At 38.5% G+C, this 20,246-nt stretch carries 21 protein-coding genes; 7 read left to right on the top strand and 14 right to left on the bottom strand.

Translation table 11 applies throughout. The features are described 5' to 3' along the window. Window positions 1-33: 33 nt before the first annotated feature. From BUA60_RS15855 to rsfS, 6 genes are read right to left on the bottom strand one after another with little or no spacing between them, the layout of a single operon-like run. The gene (locus BUA60_RS15855) at window positions 34-303 is read right to left on the bottom strand and encodes an acyl-CoA-binding protein (RefSeq protein ID WP_072863371.1); all 270 of its coding nucleotides are present in this window, start codon (window positions 301-303) and stop codon (window positions 34-36) included. Then, complete coding sequence (locus BUA60_RS15850) at window positions 293-967, bottom strand: phosphatidylserine decarboxylase family protein (protein WP_072863369.1); 675 nt, start codon at window positions 965-967, stop codon at window positions 293-295. The genes BUA60_RS15855 and BUA60_RS15850 overlap by 11 nt, the downstream gene beginning before the upstream one ends. Beyond that, window positions 957-1,760 carry a phosphatidate cytidylyltransferase gene (locus BUA60_RS15845; protein WP_072863367.1) on the bottom strand — a complete coding sequence of 268 codons (804 nt, stop codon included), beginning with the start codon at window positions 1,758-1,760 and terminating at the stop codon, window positions 957-959. Before BUA60_RS15845 ends, BUA60_RS15850 begins: the two co-directional genes overlap by 11 nt. A 1-nt stretch (window position 1,761) precedes the next feature. Further along, a complete protein-coding gene (locus BUA60_RS15840; protein WP_072863365.1) occupies window positions 1,762-2,373 on the bottom strand; it encodes an LUD domain-containing protein in 612 nt (203 codons plus the stop codon). A gap of 60 nt (window positions 2,374-2,433) precedes the next feature. Next, the gene (gene ftsH / locus BUA60_RS15835) at window positions 2,434-4,431 is read right to left on the bottom strand and encodes an ATP-dependent zinc metalloprotease FtsH (RefSeq protein ID WP_072863363.1); all 1,998 of its coding nucleotides are present in this window, start codon (window positions 4,429-4,431) and stop codon (window positions 2,434-2,436) included. 9 nt (window positions 4,432-4,440) lie between these two features. Beyond that, a complete protein-coding gene (rsfS, locus tag BUA60_RS15830) occupies window positions 4,441-4,818 on the bottom strand; it encodes a ribosome silencing factor (protein ID WP_072863361.1) in 378 nt (125 codons plus the stop codon). Window positions 4,819-4,911: 93 nt separating this feature from the next. Between rsfS and BUA60_RS15825 the strand changes: the two genes are divergently transcribed. After that, window positions 4,912-5,643, top strand: a complete 732-nt coding sequence (locus BUA60_RS15825; RefSeq protein ID WP_072863359.1) for a biotin--[acetyl-CoA-carboxylase] ligase — start codon at window positions 4,912-4,914, stop codon at window positions 5,641-5,643. Between the two features lie 28 nt (window positions 5,644-5,671). Here the strand turns inward: BUA60_RS15825 and BUA60_RS15820 are convergent, their stop codons facing one another. Both BUA60_RS15820 and pyrE read right to left on the bottom strand, forming a co-directional pair. Then, on the bottom strand, window positions 5,672-6,064 hold the full coding sequence (locus BUA60_RS15820) for an orotate phosphoribosyltransferase (protein ID WP_072863357.1): 393 nt from the start codon (window positions 6,062-6,064) through the stop codon (window positions 5,672-5,674). A 3-nt stretch (window positions 6,065-6,067) separates the two neighbouring features. After that, entirely contained in the window at window positions 6,068-6,709 is a 642-nt protein-coding gene (gene pyrE / locus BUA60_RS15815; protein WP_072863355.1) for an orotate phosphoribosyltransferase, read from the bottom strand. Window positions 6,710-6,716: 7 nt separating this feature from the next. Here pyrE and BUA60_RS15810 point away from each other — a divergent pair, with 7 nt between their 5' ends. Next, entirely contained in the window at window positions 6,717-7,304 is a 588-nt protein-coding gene (locus BUA60_RS15810; RefSeq protein ID WP_031444868.1) for an NUDIX hydrolase, read from the top strand. 4 nt (window positions 7,305-7,308) lie between these two features. Here BUA60_RS15810 and BUA60_RS15805 read toward each other — a convergent pair whose 3' ends face one another. The 5 genes from BUA60_RS15805 to BUA60_RS15785 all read right to left on the bottom strand — a co-directional run bounded on the left by BUA60_RS15805 (window position 7,309) and on the right by BUA60_RS15785 (window position 13,222). Continuing rightward, window positions 7,309-9,054 carry a M14 family metallopeptidase gene (locus tag BUA60_RS15805; protein WP_072863353.1) on the bottom strand — a complete coding sequence of 582 codons (1,746 nt, stop codon included), beginning with the start codon at window positions 9,052-9,054 and terminating at the stop codon, window positions 7,309-7,311. 141 nt (window positions 9,055-9,195) lie between these two features. Then, window positions 9,196-9,606 (bottom strand): response regulator transcription factor, encoded by a 411-nt coding sequence (locus BUA60_RS15800; protein WP_072863351.1) that lies wholly within the window; start codon window positions 9,604-9,606, stop codon window positions 9,196-9,198. After that, window positions 9,593-11,443, bottom strand: a complete 1,851-nt coding sequence (locus BUA60_RS15795; protein WP_084532628.1) for a PAS domain-containing sensor histidine kinase — start codon at window positions 11,441-11,443, stop codon at window positions 9,593-9,595. The genes BUA60_RS15800 and BUA60_RS15795 overlap by 14 nt, the downstream gene beginning before the upstream one ends. 229 nt (window positions 11,444-11,672) lie before the next feature. Continuing rightward, window positions 11,673-12,134: a pantetheine-phosphate adenylyltransferase gene (coaD, locus tag BUA60_RS15790; RefSeq protein ID WP_072863735.1), complete on the bottom strand. Its 462-nt coding sequence runs from the start codon at window positions 12,132-12,134 to the stop codon at window positions 11,673-11,675. A 104-nt stretch (window positions 12,135-12,238) separates the two neighbouring features. Then, window positions 12,239-13,222, bottom strand: coding sequence for a D-alanine--D-alanine ligase (locus BUA60_RS15785; RefSeq protein WP_072863348.1), 984 nt, complete (start codon window positions 13,220-13,222; stop codon window positions 12,239-12,241). Between the two features lie 200 nt (window positions 13,223-13,422). On the opposite strand from BUA60_RS15785, the gene BUA60_RS15780 reads away from it, so the two are divergent. The 4 genes from BUA60_RS15780 to BUA60_RS15765 all read left to right on the top strand — a co-directional run bounded on the left by BUA60_RS15780 (window position 13,423) and on the right by BUA60_RS15765 (window position 16,331). After that, window positions 13,423-14,010, top strand: a complete 588-nt coding sequence (locus tag BUA60_RS15780) for a PASTA domain-containing protein (protein WP_072863346.1) — start codon at window positions 13,423-13,425, stop codon at window positions 14,008-14,010. Window positions 14,011-14,012: 2 nt separating this feature from the next. Further along, entirely contained in the window at window positions 14,013-15,044 is a 1,032-nt protein-coding gene (locus BUA60_RS15775; protein WP_072863344.1) for an RluA family pseudouridine synthase, read from the top strand. Window positions 15,045-15,146: 102 nt separating this feature from the next. Beyond that, window positions 15,147-15,908 (top strand): peroxide stress protein YaaA, encoded by a 762-nt coding sequence (gene yaaA / locus BUA60_RS15770; protein ID WP_072863342.1) that lies wholly within the window; start codon window positions 15,147-15,149, stop codon window positions 15,906-15,908. A gap of 60 nt (window positions 15,909-15,968) precedes the next feature. Then, window positions 15,969-16,331, top strand: a complete 363-nt coding sequence (locus BUA60_RS15765; RefSeq protein ID WP_072863340.1) for a hypothetical protein — start codon at window positions 15,969-15,971, stop codon at window positions 16,329-16,331. A gap of 19 nt (window positions 16,332-16,350) precedes the next feature. On the opposite strand, the gene BUA60_RS15760 is transcribed toward BUA60_RS15765, so the two are convergent. Next, window positions 16,351-16,479, bottom strand: coding sequence for a 30S ribosomal protein THX (locus BUA60_RS15760; protein WP_072863338.1), 129 nt, complete (start codon window positions 16,477-16,479; stop codon window positions 16,351-16,353). 207 nt (window positions 16,480-16,686) lie between these two features. Here BUA60_RS15760 and BUA60_RS15755 point away from each other — a divergent pair, with 207 nt between their 5' ends. Then, entirely contained in the window at window positions 16,687-20,139 is a 3,453-nt protein-coding gene (locus tag BUA60_RS15755) for a pyruvate carboxylase (protein ID WP_072863336.1), read from the top strand. Window positions 20,140-20,246: the final 107 nt, after the last annotated feature.

Raw genomic sequence — 20,246 nt, 5'->3', positions numbered from 1 at the left:
GCTTTTTATAATATCCCAAATAGAATTTGAGCTTTACTTTTTGTTATTCCTTATTTCTTTGTCCACCAGTTCTATGTAGCGTTCCATAGCTTCTTCAATGCTTACATTTTTTGCTTGGATCAGGGCATTGGCCTTAAATGCGTTTATTAAGGGCGTCCTGCTGCCTGGATGGCTAAAATTGCGATTGGCAATTTTGAAATAGGCGTATAGTTTTAATAAAAGATCGGCAGGCAACGGGTCTGTATAATCATTAACGAAATCGACCGCTGCTATAAAATCTTTCTTTAGTTTATCAGTCTTCATTTTCTTTTTTAACCCTTGTAGTTGCAATACATGTTTTTGCTCCGGTCACCTTTTGGTGTAATTTCACGGTAATTGCACTATCCAAAGGTAAGAACAAATCTACCCTAGAGCCAAATTTAATAAATCCTGCATCTTCCCCTTGTTGAACGCTTTCACCCACTTCAGCGTAATTGACTATACGTCGTGCCAAGGCACCGGCAATTTGGCGGTAGAGGATATCCCCAAACTTGGGAGTATTAATAACAATGGTAGTTCTTTCGTTCTCTTCGCTTGATTTAGGATGCCAAGCTACCAGATATTTTCCGGCATGGTATTTTGAAAATTTAACCAGTCCACTTGCCGGGTATCTTGTAACGTGCACATTTATTGGAGACATAAAAATGGATACTTGTATCCGTTTTGCCTTAAAATATTCGGTTTCCTCCACTTCTTCAATAGCAACCACCTTGCCATCTACGGGCGCCAATATTTCATCAAAATTCTTGGAAACGTTCCTTTTGGGATTTCTGAAAAACTGTAGAATCAAAATAAGGATAAGCAGGGAAATTATTTGAAGTCCAAATTTTAGCCAAGTTAAATCTATAAAATAATTGGCCAACACTATAATGGAACAAACTATAATAAAGGTTGTTATAATAATTCTTTGTCCTTCTTTATGAAACATGGGAAAAAATAATTAAAGTTAAATATGCGAAAGGTGCGGCAAAAACCAAACTGTCCAATCGGTCCAACATGCCGCCATGTCCCGGTAAAATTGCTCCACTGTCCTTGACCCCAGCGGTCCTTTTAAATTTTGATTCTATAAGATCGCCCAAGCTTCCCGTAATGACAATCACCGTTGCTAGGATCAACCATTGTCCCAATGAAATATTGGTCTCATATTTCGATAAAAAATAAGATGCAGCCAAGGCAAAAACAAAACCTCCAATAGCTCCCTCTATTGTTTTTTTAGGGGAAATGGACGGGAACAATTTATTGCGACCAATACTTTTTCCTACCAAATAGGCAAAAGTATCGTTGACCCAGATAAGGATAAATACCCCCATGATCAGAAATTTTGCAAATTCATTGTCCTTGTACGGTATCATGGTAAGGAAAATACATCCTCCCCCTATATAAAATAAACCAATAATAAACTTTTGCAAATTGTTGAACAGCTTTTCCTTACCGGAAAAGAGATAGTACAACAGTATAAAATTAATCGATATTGTAATGAACATCAAAATATTGACGGGAATCTTATCATCTATAATATAAATAAATGCCCACCAAAGTGCCAAATAGGCTATGAAAATATGGTAGCCCGGCAGTTTAATCATTCGTTTGTACTCATAAAGACAGGCGAGACCAAAGGTCATAAATAAAAAATCAAACGCATCGGAGCTTAGGAATACGGCGGAAAGTAGCAGAATTACATAGACTGCACCTGTAAGTAAGCGCCTTAAAATTTCTCTCATGTTATAAGTCTTCCAGAAGTAAAAGATAAAGATTTTTAGAACTACTTCCGTAAGTTAAGAAATCGTCTGAATTTTCAGCCGTGGGTTGGAAATGTTTAATGGTAGTAATATTGGCAGGAATTACATTTTTATACTTCTTTTTAATTGTCTTTAATCCCTCGCCAATAGATTCTACCATTTGGCTGGTTGTAGCAAAAACAATAACATTTGATGGTAATTCGTGAAGCTTTCTTTCTTTCAGTTGATTGGAGCAGACCAAAATGGAACCATTTTGGGCAATTAAATGCTCACAGGTAGTAAAAAATATTTCGCTGTTATTGGGGAGATTGGTGAAATTAATTTCTTGTTTGGCAAACTTTTCCTCCAATCTTTTGTCCATTGAAAAAAAGGTTTGGTCCTGCCATTTATTTTCAATGATAATGTTGTCCAAATTGGTGAAAACTTCATTAATGGAATCGCAATAAAGGAACTTGCCTCCGTTGTGTTTAAAATTAATGGTAAACTTTTCGTCGACAGGAATGTTTAAGTCGGGCATATGTTGCCCTCTCGTTTCCACAGTTTCCTTGGAAACCTTTCTTTTTCCTCCCCCGAAAAGTTTATCAAATAATCCCATTAATGTCTAAATGGAGCCTTAAGCCCCTAGTTGTTTAGGAACAACGAATTATTTATTGTTTTATTTTTCTGTTTCTGATTTTGGAAGATCCTTGTTGGCTTTTTCCTCTTTTTCTGCTGCTTCCTCAGCTTCCAGTCTTTTGTCTTTTTCAAAAGGACGCTTACCGAAAATCTTTTCCAAATCGTCCTTAAATATAACTTCTTTTTCCAATAAACGTTGCGCTAATTCGGTAAGTTTATCTTTGTTTTTGGACAATAGTTCAACCGCCCTTTTATATTGCTCTTCAATAAGCTTGGAAATCTCTCTGTCTATGGTCAATGCCGTCTGTTCGCTATAAGGTTTGGAGAAACCATATTCATTTTGACCAGATGAGTCGTAATAGGTAATGTTACCAATCTCATCGTTTAATCCATAAATGGTTACCATGGCCCTGGCTTGTTTGGTCACTTTTTCCAAATCGCTAAGTGCGCCCGTTGATATCTTGTTGAAGATTACTTTTTCGGCAGCCCTACCACCTAGGGTAGCACACATTTCATCTTTCATTTGTTCCGGACGAACAATAAGGCGTTCTTCTGGCAAATACCATGCGGCACCTAAGGATTGTCCTCTGGGCACAATAGTCACTTTTACCAAAGGAGCGGCATGTTCCAACATCCAACTTACTGTGGCGTGTCCGGCTTCATGATAGGCAATGGTTTCCTTTTCTCCTGGAGTAATTATTTTGTTCTTTTTCTCAAGCCCTCCTACAATTCTGTCCACAGCATCCAAGAAGTCCTGTTTGGTAACAGCCTTTTTCTCCTTACGTGCTGCGATCAATGCCGCCTCATTACATACATTGGCAATATCGGCACCCGAAAAACCAGGAGTTTGTTTGGCCAGAAAATCCAAATCCAATGTTTCGGCCGTTTTTATAGGTCTTAAGTGTACTTCGAATATTTCTTTCCTTTCCCTAATGTCCGGAAGGTCTACGTATATCTGTCTATCAAATCGGCCAGCCCTCATTAATGCCTTGTCCAAAACATCTGCACGGTTGGTAGCTGCCAAAACAATAACGTTGGTATTGGTGCCAAAACCATCCATTTCGGTCAATAACTGGTTAAGGGTATTTTCCCTTTCATCATTGGAACCTGTAAAATTATTCTTGCCCCTGGCCCTACCAATGGCATCGATCTCATCAATAAAGATAATGGCCGGTGATTTGTCTTTGGCTTGTTTAAACAAGTCTCTTACCCTAGAGGCTCCGACCCCTACGAACATCTCCACGAAATCCGAACCGGAAAGTGAAAAGAAAGGAACTTTTGCTTCCCCCGCAACAGCTTTGGCCAATAAGGTTTTACCGGTTCCTGGAGGTCCTACCAATAGGGCTCCTTTAGGGATTTTACCCCCTAGGGAGGTGTATTTGTCCGGATTTCTTAAGAATTCCACAATCTCCTCTACTTCTTCCTTGGCGCCTTCCAATCCGGCAACGTCCTTGAACGAGGTTCTTGTATCCGTTTTTTCGTCGAACAATTTGGCTTTGGACTTTCCAATATTGAAAATCTGACCGCCAGCGCCTCCACCGGCTCCACCGGACATACGACGCATCAAATAGATCCAAATGCCTATGATCAGTACAAATGGCAATAAGGTTAAAAGGAGTTCGGTAAGCACATTCGATTCTTGGTCGTAGGTAAGCTCCGTGTCTAAATTGTTTTCCTTTTTAATGTCATTGATCTCATTTTCAAAGTTCTGCTGATCCCCATAGTTTACTACATATTGGGGCGTAGCAGTGGCCGTCAAAGAGAAAGGCTGATCGGACACATCCTTGTGAACCTCCTTTTTTAAGGCTTCTTCGGTAAGGAATATTTTTGCTTGTCTGGTATTGGTAATGACCAGTATTTTTCTGATATCCCCATTTCTAAGATACTCCTGAAGTTCGGAAGTACTCGCTTTTTTGGTATTCGCGAAGTTTCCGCTGCCGAAAAATTGAAAACCGATTAATAATATTGCTATTACGCCATATATCCACCAAGTATTGAATTTGGGTTTTTTGGGACCTGTATTATTTTCTTTTGCCATTATTTTTTTTTACTGATTGAAGCTACTTTCAACTGAGGTTACTTTGGCGTCTCCCCAAAGTCCTTCTATATCATAATATTCTCTAACTTGTTTTTGAAATACATGTACCACTACGTTTACGTAGTCCATTAATACCCATTCTGCATTGTCAGAACCTTCTACATGCCAAGGTTTGTCTTGAATTGCTTTACTGACGGTTTTTTGGATGGAGCCTACTATGGCATTTACATGTGTGTTGGAAGTACCATTACAAATAATAAAGTAGTCACAAACAGTATTCTCAATATCTCTAAGATCAAGTAAATTTATATCATGTCCTTTAACCTCTTCTATTCCACTTAAAATTAAGGCAATTAACTCATCTGCGCTACTTTTCCTTTTCTGCATTCAAAAATTTTAAATTTTTACAAAGTTATTATTTTTTTGTTTTTTTAACTATTGTTTTTAACAATACATTATATAATAATCATAAGATTGTAAATGCAATTAATCAAACTTAGTGCCACGGACTCAACAAATGCCTATTTAAAAGATTTGTTGTTCCAAAATAAGATCGAGGATTTTACGGCAGTGATGGCCCATACACAATTGAAGGGGCGCGGGCAAATGGGGACAAGTTGGCTTTCGGAACCAGGTAAGAACCTGACCTTTAGTGTTTTAGTAAAATCTTTAGAGGAGCCAGTCTCAGAGCAGTTTCTTTTGAATATTTATGTTTCACTGGCAATTTATGATACTTTGGCCCAACTTCAAGTACCCGATTTAAAGATTAAATGGCCTAACGACATAATGTCAGGACATTCCAAAATTTGTGGAATTCTTATCGAAAATATTTTATCCGGACAACATATTCAGGCGTCAATTGTCGGAATTGGTTTAAATGTAAATCAATTAACATTCAATAGCCTTCCCAATGTGTCCTCTTTAAAGCTGCTTTTGGGTAGGTCATTGGATCTTGACGAACTATTATTGAGTATTGTGGAAAATCTAAAAAGTTTACTCACCAAGAACAAGAAAGTGGACAGGGCAAATCTTGTTGAACGTTATGAGACCGCACTTTTTAGAAAGGATAAACCTTCCACCTTTAAAAATCAGGATGATGAAATGTTTATGGGATTTATTAAGGGCGTTTCAAGTGCAGGTAAACTAAAGATTTTATTGGAGGATAACATCCTTAAGGAATTCAACCTAAAAGAGGTTAAGCTGCTATATTGAGTATTTTACGCCAAATAAGGGCTTATGCTTATATTTTGGAAAGATTCTCGGACAGCGTACCTATAAAATTATTGATTGGAGATTTTATCATCATGGCCATCATGGCATTGAATTCTCCTTCGAAACTCAAGGTTACCTCTGATTCCTGATCATTTATGGCAGTAATATCGGCAGTCAGGGTAAAGGGTAATTTGTCACTTGCAGCACCTAAAATCAATTGCGAATGCGGTGTCTGCTGTTTTTTTTGCAATACAATTTCGGGCATTCCTTTAAGGGCAAACAAAAATCTATTTTCATTTATAAGCTCGAACTTACTGATATTTTCTGGCATTAAGGTTTCGAAATTCTTCACATCGTTCAGAAAATCAAAAACTTCCTTACTGCTTTTATTAACTTTTTTCTTGGGAGTTTCTAAATACATAATTTAAGATTGCCAGGTAGAGGGGCTACTTTTCCACTCTAGTAAAGTTTTTAATTGATTCTCTTTTATATAATTGGTGTCCGAGGCCTGCTGAATTAAATAATCGTAATTGCTCAAGGTATGTAGATCCAGCCCGTATTTCTTAAAGTTTTCATTGGCTATATCAAAGCCATAGGTGAAAATAGCCAGCATTCCCTTTACATTTGCGCCATTGCTCTTTAGGGCATCCACAGCATTTAGACTGCTTTTTCCGGTACTGATAAGGTCTTCAATGACAACGACACTCTGATTGGCCTCCAACCGGCCTTCTATTTGGTTTTGACGACCGTGCGATTTGGCTTCCGGTCTTACATATATAAAAGGAAGTCCCAAATACTCGGCTACGAGCATCCCGATTCCAATGGCCCCGGTGGCCACTCCGGCTATTACATCCGGCTTCCCGTACAGACTTTCTACTTGCTTTCCCATTTGTTCCCGAACATAGTTCCTAATGCTTGGGTACGAAAGGATTATCCTATTATCGCAATAAATTGGAGATTTCCATCCTGAAGCCCATGTAAAAGGATTTTCAGGTTTCAACTTAATTGCATTAATTTGCAGCAGAAGCTCTGCAGTTTTTTTGGCGGTGTCTTTGTCTAAAACCATGACGCAAATGTATAAAGTTTTTGTTAATGAGTCACCTCTGATTTTAACAAATAAATTATCAGATACGGCAAATAATAAATATTTTTTGTTGAACGGGTCTGCTATTAATGAGGCAATAGACTCCTTGGCTAGCAAAAAACTTAATGAAGCTTTTATTTATCACCCTAATAATGAGGAGATATTAAAGAAATTTTCGAAGAAAATACCGCTAGTGGTCGCGGCTGGTGGAGTGGTAACCAACAAGGAAGGGAAAGTACTTTTTATTTATAGAAACGATAAATGGGACCTTCCTAAAGGGAAATTGGACAAGGGGGAGACCATAGAGGAATGTGCATTGCGCGAAGTAGAAGAGGAGACCGGGGTAAAGGGTTTAAAAATTGAAAATTTTCTAAGGACTACCTACCACCTTTTTAAGAGGAATGGGAATTATAAATTAAAGGAGGTACATTGGTTCGCCATGAAGACCAATTACAAAGGAAATTTAGTGGGCGAAGCCTCTGAGGGGATTGTAAAGGTAAAATGGAAAGGCCCCGATAAAATAAAAAAAGCCTTGGATAATTCTTATGCCAATATTAGAATTCTGTTTGAAGATTAAAGGATTATTCCTTTAAAATTCTATAAATGGGATATTGCATATGTTCCGCTTCATAGTATTTGGATCTTTTGTAGATCCAATCCAGTTGGGCGTACCAGTCGCCGGCAAAAGTACTGTCTATTTCCTTTTTTAAATTGAATTGGGTTTTCATTTCTTGGTTCTCTTGAAGGATTTCTAGGGCAAGGTCTTCAAAAACATAAGGGGAAAAACCTTCCTTTTGTTGTAAAATGGCATCAAAGAAATTCCAATTAAAGAAAGAGTCCGTAGCCTCTGGCTCCAAGGTTTCCAATAAATAGCGCAAGCCTTTCTGATTGGTTGGGACCAGGATGTCCCCAGCTGTAAAATTGACTTTTTGGTTGCTGCGCAGTACTTTGGTATTATAATGTGGGTAGTGGCCCTCAAATGAATTTTCGGCAGTATTGTAGCTATCTATTTTATAAGACTCAACCGCTATGGAAGTATCTTGTTTTAAGGTCTTATAGCTTATCTGGTTTACCGATAAAAGATCTATTATTTTGTCCCATCCTTTCTTAATAACATAGGCCTTGGGAATTTCCACCTCGTGGGTTGAATTATAAAAGTTTTGGTATTCAACTTCTTTTACAAAAGGTCTGTTCCTATCATATTTAAGCCTTGGGAAGCCTGTTATTTCACTATTAAATTCATCGGCTTCGTAACCCTTGAATTCCAGGATAGTACTTTTTGTGGTGTCGATGGCCCACTGCAGTGGGTAGTTTTGTTTTTCTAGATATACTTCAAAGGCATTCTCCCTTAAGTTCTTGATTTTCTTGTAATCCTTTTCAGAGATTTCCAGGATTTTTGTCATTAAGGCGTATACGCCCTCTACCCTTTGTTTGTAAGGTTTAAGCATATGTGTTTCAACCATTAGGCCCAAGGTGTTCCAGAGGGCGGTGTAGCCTGTGGAGTATCTTGGATAGTCCATAAATTGGGAAAAGCCTTTTTCGGGTACTTGGTTAAATACGTTGACATAGGGGGTAATGTCCCAATCCGATTCCTTTAAAGAATTTTCCAATGTGGGAACCATCTCTTCATGAAGGTAATTGCCCAATTCGCCTCCCAATTTATTATGTTGGGTAAATAGGTGGGTGAGGGTGTATTGATAGTCGGCCCCATTGCTCACGTGATTATCTATAAAGATATCCGGTTTTATTAAGTGAAAAATTTTGGCGAAGGTGTGGGCGTTTTTAGTATCCACTTTTATAAAATCGCGATTAAGGTCATAATTTTTTGCATTGCCCCTAAAACCATAGGATTTAGGACCATTTTGATTTACCCTGGAGGTAGAATTTCTTTTTAATGCACCACCCACATTGTAGATGGGTATGGTGACTACCACGGTATTTTTTGGGGCATCCATATTTTTTAATGCCAAATCCCTAAATAGTAACATGGTTGCATCTATGCCATCGCTTTCTCCGGGATGTATGCCGTTATTTATAAATAGGATACTCTTGTCGCGCCCTATTTTTTGGAAATTAAAATCTGCATCCGGGTTGTAAGTTACCACATGCAGGGGGTTTCCGCTATCGGTATTGCCAATGATCTGTATATTTATTTCAGGAAACTCCTTGGCAAGTTGAATATAGAAGTCTATTATTTGTAGATAGGTTGCCGTTTCTTCTCCGTTACTGCGCTCAAAAACAGTTTTAATGTCTTCAATTTTTCTTTCTTTTTTGGTCTCGCAGGAAATAAGACAAAGCAGTAAAAAAAGTCTTACCAGAAGTTTCATGCTACGTTATAATTTGTTTAAAACTCAAAAAAAAAGACTTTGAAGTTCACTTGGAAAATTAGGTATTGAATGGATAATACTCCTTAGCAAAGGAGGTCCAAAATAATCTTCAAGAATTCAAAGTTAGCTAAAACTTGGGTATTAAACAGAAATGGCAGCGGTAATTTTTTCTATATCGGCCCTTCTAATAGGTTTGCTATTGTAAATAACGGTGTGGTGTGTCAAGGACTTGAAATTTTCGGCCTTGTCCATATCAAATTGGTCAATGGAGGAGGTTACGATATTTATATTTACTTTTTTGTTTATAGGTAGTTTAATGAACTCTTCCATAAATTCCCAGCCGTCCATTATTGGCATGTTGATGTCCAAAAAAATTAAATCGGGCAGTTCCGATTTTTCGATAACCATTTCCTTTATACGGTCAAGTGCCATTTGTCCGTTTTTGAATTCAAAAATATCCTTGCACGTGGCGACAGAAGTTAAGATTTTTTTAATTCCGTAGATCGTTATAGTGTCGTCATCGACAATGAATATTGAATTAATTTTTGTCATTAAAATATAAATTAAAAGTGCTTCCAACACCTACTTGGCTAGTGGCGCTTATTTTGCCATGCATGGCTTCAATTTGATTTTTGGTAATGTATAGCCCCAGACCTTTTGCGTCCGAGTTGCCATGGAAGGTTTTGTACATTCCAAATAACTTGGTTCCGTATTTTTTTAAATCCAGACCTAGGCCGTTGTCTTCGATACTTATGACCGTATAATTTTGGACATAATTAACACTCAACTTTATAATTGGGTCAACATCTGGTTTTTTATATTTAAGGGCGTTGGTAATTATGTTGGTCAATATGTTTTTCAGGTAATCAGGTACCACGTTTATGTAAACATCATCCGATACTTCGCTAATTACAGTGGCTTTGGCCTTGTTAAGTTGATTATTGACTTGCTTAAGAACAGCGTTTAGCTTTTTATTAAAGTTGACCTCTTTCTTAATTATGTTGGACTCGGTATTTATGGCAACAATATCATTTAAATTATGAAGTGTTTCCATAAGGTGCTTGGAGGAGTCCATGAGCATTTCCATTATTTTGGTTCTTTCATTTTCATCTTCCTCATTGCCCAGGAAATCCAATAGCATGGCAAAATTGGCAGAGTGGGACCTTAAATTGTGCGATACAATATGTGCAAAATTAATTAATTTCTTATTTTGTGAGGAGGTTACGGATATTAGGCTTTTAAGTTCTTTCTGTTTTTGCTTTTGTTCCGAAATGTCCATGCTGATTCCTACAAGTCCGGTAACTTCTCCATTTTCCCCAATTAATGGAATTTTGGAAGTTAGAAAGGTAATAACGGAACCATCTGGGTTGGTTCGGGTCAATTCCTTGTTCAACATGGGGATTTGTGAAATCATCACTTCAATGTCCTCTTCCCTAAATTTTTGAGCCGTGGCCCTGTCGTACAGGTCAAAATCATCCTTGCCAATAATATCGCACTCATTTTCAATTCCAAGAAATTGCAGCTCGGATTTATTGGCCAGCAACTTTTTGGATTGGGTGTCCTTTATATAGATCTGTAATGGTAGGTTATTTATTAGTGTTTTTAATAGATGTTCATTGTCTTTGGTCTTTTGTTCTTTCTGAACAAAATCCGTAATATCTTGAACAATTCCAATGAGTCCCACATATTCGCCATTTTTGTATAATGGCTTTCCGGAAACATTCACCCACTTTTCATTGCCTTTGGCGGTAACGATCTGCAATTTTTCGTTCCAAGGAGTTTTTTTCTGGTTTGCGGAATAAATGGCCATGGAAATAGTATTCCTGCTATAGCCGGTCTTATAAAAATTTACAGAGTTGTCTATATTGATTTCAAAATCATCATCGACTTCGAAAATGCGTCTTATCATTTCACAGCACGTAAACTTGTCCTTGGATTTTTGGTATTCCCAATTACCTATTTTACCATGCTCTCCGGTTTCCTTTTGTAGGAACTCCAGTTTCTCTACTCTTAATTCGTTTTTAACCCTATCCGTTACATCTTCCGTTTGAACAATGGCCCCAATTATGTTTTCCTGTTCATCGTACCATGGAATATTGGTCCATTCGAACCACCTTTCTTTAGAGCTGTTATCTGGATAGACCTCTATTTCAGACTCTGGAAATTTTCCATCGAAACAAGCCAACAAATTGTTGGACCATTTCTTGCTCGTACTGCCGAACAGTTCATAAATGGATTTTCCAATATAATCCTTGCCTTGGAAACCAAAATCTTCGGCCCACTTATCCGACGCGAGCACAACCTTAAATTCCTTATTAATAAAAGCCGTTGCCTTAGGCAGCTGTTTTATTAGGAATTGGTTTGATACGATGGGGGTATTCATAATCATCTGTCGCATTTTCCTACAATAGTAGTCCGATTATTTAATACAGCGAATAGATTGTTGTGAATTGGACGAAATTAGTTGTGTAATGGTAATATCAAGAAATTTCAAGTCTATTTTGGATGTCCGTAGCCCTTTAGAAACTAGAAAAATGTGGTCGTCAGGGAGTGACAATTATATGGCTAAGCCATATTTGAATTTGGTTTCCTGGAGGAAAAGGACAGGGGAGAATTTATTATTTTGTCCGTACCGAATCAGGTACCAAGCCAGAGTAGTCCCCACCGTTTCTGATGACATCCCTTACAATGGATGAACTAATATACGATTTGCCCGAAGAGGTAAGCAAGAATACGGTTTCTATTTCGGAAAGCTTACGATTGGTATGGGCTATTGCCTTTTCAAATTCGAAATCCCCTGGATTTCTAAGTCCTCTTAGTATAAAACCGGCATTGACTTTTTTGCAGAAGTCGACCGTTAGCCCCTGATAGGTTAGAACGGTTATTTGTGGTTCGTCCTTAAATGCCTCGGAAATAAATCTTTTGCGCTCCTCGAGAGTAAACATGTATTTTTTATCGGTATTAACCCCTATGGCAATGATTAGTTCATCAAAAAGGGTTATTCCCCTTTTAATAATATCATAATGGCCTAAGGTTAAAGGGTCAAAAGAACCTGGAAAAATAGCACGTCTTTTCTTCATTATTGCAAAATTAAAATTGTCAATCTCCATTGGCATAACAAGTAGCCGGAAATGAATGGTTAACTAAAATACCCATTATATGATAACCGGGCATGGTATTAGAATTAATTATTTTCTTTCAAAGCTTCCCAAATGGCACTTTCAAAAAGTTCGGATAGGGAGATACCTGCAATTTTTGCCTGTTGGGGCAATATACTTTCTGTGGTAAGTCCGGGTGTAGTGTTCATTTCCAGCATAAAAGGCTCGTCATTTACAAAAATGAACTCACTTCTAGAAAACCCCTTCATTTTTAACACCTCATAGGCTTTTTTGGCTATTTGGCTCACCTTTTGTTCTTGTTCCATTGTTATTCTTGCCGGCGTTATTTCTTGTGATTTACCTTCATATTTGGCTTCATAATCAAAAAAATCGTTTTCCGATACAATTTCCGTGATCGGCAATACTTTGGTCTCCCCTTTGTATTTGATAACGCCTACGGAAACCTCGGTTCCGTCCAAAAAAGATTCTATAAGTATTTCATTATCCTCTTTAAAGGCATTGTCAATGGCTTTAAGTAATTCTTCCTTTTTATACACTTTGGAAATGCCAAAACTGCTTCCGGCCTTGTTGGCCTTTACAAAACAGGGCAATCCTACTTTTGCTATTATCCCATCTTCGTCAATCGGGTCTCCCAAATTAATATAATACGAAGGTGCCGACTTAATGCCATAAGGTTTAAGAACGCTCAATAGGTCTCGTTTGTTAAAGGTCAGGGAAGCCTGGTAGTAATCGCAGGAAGTTTGTGGTATCCCGATCAGCTCAAAGTAGGCCTGCATAAGGCCATCCTCCCCGGGGGAACCGTGGATTGCATTAAACACGCAGTCGAATTTTATAATTTCCGTAGCAAGTTCAACTGTAAAATCGTGCCTATTAACAGGATGTTCTTTTTGGTCGGCATCTACATAGACCCATTTATTCTTAAAAATATGTATTCTATAGGCGTTGAATTTTTCTTTGTCCAAATAATCATATACCACACCTCCGCTAATTAAGGAAATCTTGTACTCGCTGGAGTAGCCGCCCATTATAATTGCAATATTTTTTTTCATTGGATAGAACTAAATTTAAAAATTGGTAAAAACAGCTAGTCAAAGTGAGTTATTGCCTGCAAGGATACTTTAAAATGCCCATATTTATTCTGGCTTATTTTAAAGCTGTCCAATGGCTAAAATCAATAATCAAATAACATGCGTTCAAAGTAAAGAAAAAGCGTCCGGTTTTCTATCTTTGTGGCACAAGAAAATATACCATGCGAAATTTTTTTAATTTTTTAACGAGTAAAACTTTTTTGATTCAGTTGGTGCTGGCATTAGTGGTTTCTGTTTTGTTGGTAGTTGGGGCAATGCAGTATTTAAAAGCCACTACCAATCACGGTAAGTTTGTGGAGGTTCCGGATCTATCCAAAATGTCGGTGACGGAGATGAGGTCTATTATTGATCAATCACAGTTGAGATATGAGGTATTGGATTCGGCCAATTACAATCCAACCTATCCTAGGTTTTCCATTATTGACCAAACTCCCCGTGCAGGGAGCAAGGTTAAAGAGAACAGGAAAATTTATATAACCGTTAATCCATCCGGATATAAAAAAGTTACTATTCCCAATATTATTCAGGTTACCCAAAGAAATGCAAGCTCAATGCTCAAAGCGGTCGGTTTGGAAGTGGAAAGGGTTACTTATGTGGACGAATTGGGAAAAGACATGGTCTACAACATTAAGTATAAAGGAAAATATATTGTCCCAGGTGACAAGCTGCCAAAAACCTCTAAGATAGAGTTGATATGCGGCAACGGTAATATTACCTCAAGAGCAGAAGTAAAGGCAGAGTCCGAATAATTATGGAAGTACAGGATGATTTTGAATTAAATGAGGAGGAACTTTTTGAGCATCATAGTTTTAAGGCTTCCAAAGGTCAGGATCCGTTAAGGATAGATAAGTTTTTAATGAATTTCATTGAAAACGCAACGCGCAATAAGATTCAGCAGGCCGCAAGGGATGGAAATGTCTGGGTAAACGGAGCTACGGTAAAACAAAATTACAAGGTAAAGGCAGGTGACCATATCCGGGTCATGTTTGCGCACCCGCCCCATGAAAACTTACTTACACCAGAGAATATACCTTTGGATATCGTCTATGAGGATGATGTTCTTTTGGTGGTGAACAAACCAGCTGGTATGGTGGTACATCCCGGGCATGGAAATTATTCAGGAACTTTGATCAATGCCCTGATCTATCATTTCGACAATTTACCAAAGAATAGTGATGAACGTCCCGGATTGGTGCATAGAATAGATAAGGATACCTCTGGCCTATTGGTCGTGGCAAAAACTGAAGCTGCCATGACGCATTTGGCCAAGCAGTTTTTTGAAAAATCTAGCGAACGGGAATATATAGCATTGGTCTGGGGAAATGTGGAAGAGGATGAAGGAACCATTGAGGGTCACATAGGCCGTAATCCTAAAAATCGATTGCAGATGCATGTTTTTCCAGAAGGAGAGCAGGGCAAGGAAGCGGTTACCCATTATAAGGTTCTGGAACGATACGGATATGTAACCATGCTTTCCTGTACTTTGGAAACAGGTAGGACACATCAGATACGGGTGCATTTAAAACATATAGGCCATACGTTGTTCAACGATGAGCGCTACGGTGGGGAAAAAGTATTAAAGGGGACCACTTTTACCAAATACAAGCAATTTGTGGATAATGCCTTTAAAATCTTACCTAGACAGGCTCTACATGCAAAGACCTTGGGGTTTGTGCACCCCGTTTCCGGAAAATTTATGAGGTTCGATTCCGAAATTCCTGAGGACATGGCCAATTGCATCGAAAAATGGAAGCAATACGCCAAACATAGCCAAGTTGAATAGGTTTCGTTTATACCGATATTGATAACAAGATTTTAAAGGCTTAGGTAATTTAATGTTCAGACATTATTTTTGATCCAATTCTTAAAAAAGATCCCAGCAAGTATGAAAATAGTAATATCACCTGCAAAATCTTTGGATTTTGAAAGTAAATTGCCTACTAAGGAATTTTCACAACCCTATTTTATAAAAGAGGCGGAACAGTTGAACAAGGTTCTGTCCAAGAAAAAGCCCAAGGCCTTATCCGAGTTAATGGGCATTTCTGCCAATCTTGCAGAACTTAATTGGGAAAGGAACCAGCAATTTGCGGTACCCTTTACAGAAGCAAATGCCAGGCCGGCGATCTATGCATTTAATGGGGATGTTTACCAAGGTCTGGACGCATATACCCTGGCCACGGATAAATTGGAAAGTCTTCAGGAGAAACTTAGGATATTGTCCGGTTTATATGGTGTTTTAAAACCTTTGGATCTAATGCAGCCCTATCGTTTGGAAATGGGGACACAATTAAAGATAGGACGCAAAAAGAATTTATACGAGTTCTGGAAAAAACAGATCACAGATTATTTAAATTCAGAATTGGAGGACAATGAGCTTTTCCTTAACCTGGCTAGCAATGAATATTTTAGTGCAGTAGATGAAAAGCAACTTAAGGTACCTGTAATTACCCCAATATTCAAGGATTGGAAGAATGATAATTTAAAGATAATAAGCTTTTTCGCTAAAAAAGCTAGGGGAACAATGGTGCGCTATATTTTGGACACCGATGCCAAAACCTTGGACGATGTTAAGGGGTTTGACAGAGATGGCTACCTGTACAGTAAGGAACACACCTTAAAGGAAAATCAACCCGTGTTTATCCGATAGAATATTTCAGAAAAAAAAGCGTTATTTTCAAATAAGTACTACTACTTAATTGAGATTGATATGAAACGATTCGCTTTATTATTTTTGATTGCTGCTGTGTTTATTGGTTGTTCGGATAGGGATGACAATCTGGAAGGGGTGAATATCAGGATTAAAAATGAAAGCAATGTTATCTTTGATACCGTGCAGGTGGGCAGTGATGAAATGATTCATGAGAATATAGGTCCTGATGAATATTCCGGTTATCTGGAATATGAAACGGCTTATTCCTATGCCTATATAAATATAATGGTCGGTGAGGAGAATTACGTTTTTCAGCCCATAGATTTTGTAGGTGAAACACCCTTGGAAAATGGATTTTACACCTATGGCTTAAGTATCCCCGAGGAGGGGGATGTAGTCCTTAATTTTATAGTGGACTAAGCTCTTATAGACATTGCCCTTATTTTTTCTTACCGGGATTTATTTTTTCTTCTACAGTGGGTCTTTTTTTAATTTTTCTTTTGCGCCTTGTTCCATAGGTGCCATTAATAATTTTGCCTCTTTTCGATTTTTTATCTCCTTTTCCCATTTTGTCTGTATTTTATCTTCTTTAAAATTAAAGTATTAATATCTTAATGGCAAGTTTCATATAGAAACACTTTTGGCATATAATTTGGATTTGTAACAAATTTCTTAAAAGATATACTTTTAACATATTGGCTTCCTAGCCCTAATATGCTAAGTTTGTAGAATTGTGAAATTATGTTAAATTGAGTAATTCTAAAAACGTAATAGGTTGAAAATAAAAAAGGTATTAGTAGCAAATAGGGGTGAGATTGCCATTCGAATATTTAGGGCATGTGTAGAAATAGGAATTAAGACGGTAGGAGTATATACCTATGAAGACCGCTATTCCCTGCATCGTTATAAGGCTGATGAAAGTTATCAGATAGGGGAGGACAATGAACCCTTAAAGCCTTATTTGGATATGGATGCCCTTATCAAGGTTGCTAAGGACAATAATGTGGACGCCATACACCCTGGATATGGTTTCCTATCCGAGAATGCCAAATTTGCACAAAAATGTGACGACAACGGCATTATCTTCGTAGGTCCAAAGGTATCGGTACTAAAGGCTTTAGGGGATAAGATTACTGCAAAGGACGTTGCTGTAGCCAATAATATACCTATTATAAGAAGTAGTGATAAGGACTTGACCGATATAGATGTTGCCCTTTCCGAAGCTAAGGATATTGGTTATCCTTTAATGCTTAAAGCTGCTTCAGGTGGTGGCGGGCGTGGAATGAGGGTGATCCGTACGGAGGATGAACTCAAAAAAGGGTTTCCTGAGGCAAAGAGGGAATCCCTGAACGCATTTGGTGATGATACAGTTTTCCTTGAAAAATTTGTGGAAAACCCCAAACATATAGAAATTCAGATCGTTGCGGATACCCATGGCAATATAGTGCACTTATATGAACGTGATTGTTCCGTGCAACGACGTTACCAGAAGGTTATAGAGTTTGCTCCCTCCATTGGTCTTCCACAGGAAACCAAGGATAACCTATACAAGTACGCCATAGATATTTGCAAGGCCGTAGACTATAACAATATTGGAACGGTAGAATTTTTGGTAGATGATGACGGAAGTATATATTTCATAGAAGTTAACCCCAGGATCCAGGTAGAGCATACCGTGACCGAAATGATCACGAATATTGATCTGGTCAAGGCTCAACTGTTTATAGCAGGAGGGTATAAACTGTCCGATAAACAGATTAAGATTCAGGATCAAGCCTCCGTGATAGTTACTGGCTATGCCCTGCAATGTAGGATAACCACCGAGGATCCAGGAAACGATTTTAAGCCCGATTATGGGGTAGTTACTACTTATAGGAGTGCCTCCGGATTGGGTATTAGGCTAGACGCCGGTAGTATTTATCAGGGGGTGGCCATATCGCCATTTTTCGATTCCATGTTGGTCAAGGTGTCTGCTATCAGCAGAACTTTGGACGGATCCTGCAGGAAAATGCGCAGGGCATTGGCGGAATTCCGTATCCGTGGTGTTAAGACCAATATGGCATTTTTGGACAACATCCTAAAGCATCCTACTTTTAGGGAAGGCAAGGTTACCGTGAATTTTATTAAGAATGAACCAGAACTCTTCAAGTTCGTGGAGCCAAGAAACCGTGCCAATAAATTGGTAGAGTTTCTGGGGGAAGTTATTGTTAACGGGAATCCCGATGTGAAGAAATTGGATAAGGATCATATTTTTTCCAAACCAAAAGTTCCTTCTTTTGCTAAGTTCGAAGGTTATCCAAAGGGTACAAAGGATCTTTTAACGGAATTGGGTCCGGAACAATTTTCACAATGGCTAAAGAATGAAAAAAAGGTCCATTTTACAGATACTACCATGCGCGATGCCCATCAAAGTTTGTTGGCCACGCGTATGCGAACAGTGGATATGTTGAAAGTGGCCGAGGGTTATGCCAAGAACCACCCTGAAATTTTTAGTATGGAGGTCTGGGGAGGCGCCACCTTTGATGTCTGCCTTAGATTTTTACAGGAAAACCCTTGGGAGCGTTTGGAACTATTGCGTAAGGCTATGCCCAACGTATTATTGCAGATGTTGATAAGGGGATCCAATGGTGTGGGGTATACTGCTTACCCAGATAATTTAATAGAGCGGTTTGTAGAGGAATCCTATAAGTCCGGAGTGGATGTATTTCGAATATTTGATTCGCTCAACTGGATGAAATCCCTAGCTCCATGTATTGAATATGTACGTACCAAAACTGGGGGTCTGGCCGAAGGCTCCATTTGTTATACAGGGGACATTTTGGATCCTTCCAAAACAAAGTACGACTTAAAATATTATGTGCAATTGGCCAAGGACATAGAAAACGCGGGCGCACATATTTTGGGAGTTAAGGATATGGCAGGTTTATTAAAACCCTATGCCGCTTATGAATTGATTTCCGCCTTAAAATCGGAAATTAATATCCCTATACATCTACATACCCACGATACCTCCTCTACCCAATCGGCCATGTACCTAAAGGCTATAGAGGCCGGAGTGGATGTAGTTGATGTTGCCTTGGGCGGATTGTCCGGGCTTACTTCCCAGCCTAATTTCAATTCGGTGGTGGAGATGTTGCGTTTTAACGAGCGCCAGAATATTATGAATACCGATAAATTGGCCGAGTATTCCAATTACTGGGAAACCGTCCGTAATTACTATTATACTTTTGAGTCCGGATTAAAGTCGGGTACAGGGGAGGTATACAGTCATGAAATACCGGGCGGACAGTATTCCAACTTAAAAGGGCAGGCAATAGCTTTGGGATTGGAGGATAAATTTCCTGAGGTCACCAAGATGTACGGTGAAGTAAATAAACTGTTCGGCGATATTGTAAAAGTAACTCCTAGTTCCAAAGTGGTAGGGGATATGGCTCAATATATGATCAGTAACGGACTTACGGCAGAGGATGTTTTGGAAAGGGGTGATAGCATTTCCTTTCCCCAATCTGTAATAGGCTTCTTTAAAGGGGAATTGGGTCAACCGGTTGGTGGCTTCCCCGCTAAACTACAGAAAATTGTTCTGAAGGATGAAAAACCATTTACGGATAGGCCCAATGCACATTTGGAACCTATAGATTTTGATAAGGAATTCAATGCCTTCAAAAGAAAATTCAGTTCGGGAATGGGGCGTGAGTTGCTTATAACAGATTTCCTTTCCTATAAATTATATCCAAAGGTTTTCACGGACGCCTATAACCACCACGTAAAATATGGCAATGTTATGAATATCCCAACCAAGAATTTCTTTTATGGGATGGAAATTGGGGAAGAGATCATTGTAGAGTTGGATAGGGGAAAAAATATTCTGGTTTCACTTATGCTTAAGGGGGAACCCGATGAAGCTGGAAATGTTAGCATATACTTTAAGGTAAACGGACAATTACGAAACGTAATTATAAAGGATAAATCCGTTAAGGTGGACAAGGTTGAAAATGTTAAGGCGGATGCTTCCAATCCTAAGCAGATAGGTGCCCCATTGCAGGGATTGTTGTCCAGTGTTTTGGTAAAAAAGAACCAAGAAGTGAAAAAGAACCAGCCCTTATTTGTTATTGAAGCCATGAAAATGGAAACAACGGTAACCGCAACGGAAGAGGGTGTTGTAGATATAGTACAATTAAACGGAGGTTCCCTTGTCAATTCCGAGGATCTGGTGCTAGTATTAAAATAATAAACTAAGTGTAATAAATATTGTAGTTGCAGGGAATTTGCCGATACTTGGGCTTATCCCTGCAACTTTTTGTTTTATCCTTTTACCTTTGTAGTCGCTAAGCCCTT

This window comes from Arenibacter palladensis (genome assembly GCF_900129275.1).
GTDB classification, from domain to species: Bacteria; Bacteroidota; Bacteroidia; order Flavobacteriales; family Flavobacteriaceae; genus Arenibacter; species Arenibacter palladensis.
This window is presented reverse-complemented; position numbering and strand designations above follow the sequence as displayed.